Origin of the sequence: Streptomyces viridochromogenes (assembly GCF_001270495.1) — a bacterium.
Taxonomy (GTDB): domain Bacteria; phylum Actinomycetota; class Actinomycetes; order Streptomycetales; family Streptomycetaceae; genus Streptomyces; species Streptomyces viridochromogenes_A.
Genome location: NZ_LGUR01000102.1, coordinates 1 through 502, shown reverse-complemented (window position 1 = coordinate 502; position 502 = coordinate 1). Strand labels below are relative to the sequence as shown.

1 protein-coding gene is annotated in these 502 nt (G+C 70.9%); it reads left to right on the top strand.

Translation table 11 applies throughout. From position 1 onward, the window contains the following. Window positions 1-502: ketoacyl-synthetase C-terminal extension domain-containing protein (locus ADK36_RS10845; protein WP_199830147.1), on the top strand; the 502-nt coding region annotated here is incomplete at both ends.

Sequence of the window (502 nt, the reverse complement as noted above, 5' to 3'; positions counted from 1 at the left end):
CCAACGGCGGGTGATCCGGCGGGCGTTGGCGAGTGCGGGGCTGACCGGTGCGGATGTGGACGCCGTGGAGGCTCACGGCACGGGCACGACGCTCGGCGATCCGATCGAGGCGCAGGCGCTGCTGGCCACCTACGGCCAGGACCACGACGCCGAACAGCCTTTGTGGCTGGGCTCGTTGAAGTCGAACATCGGCCATACGCAGGCCGCCGCCGGCGTCGGCGGTGTCATCAAGATGGTCATGGCGATGCAGCACGGCGTGCTGCCCCGCACCCTGCACGTCGACGAACCCTCCCCGCAGGTCGACTGGTCGGCCGGGCATGTGGAGCTGCTCACCGAAGCCCGACCGTGGCCCGAGAACGACCGGCCTCGCCGTGCGGCTGTCTCCGGCTTCGGCGTGTCCGGCACCAACGCGCACGTCATCCTGGAGCAGCCGCCGGAGCCGGTGACCAGCGAGCAGGGGGACATGACCGCGCCCGCTGTGGGCTTGGTTCCGTTGGTGGTG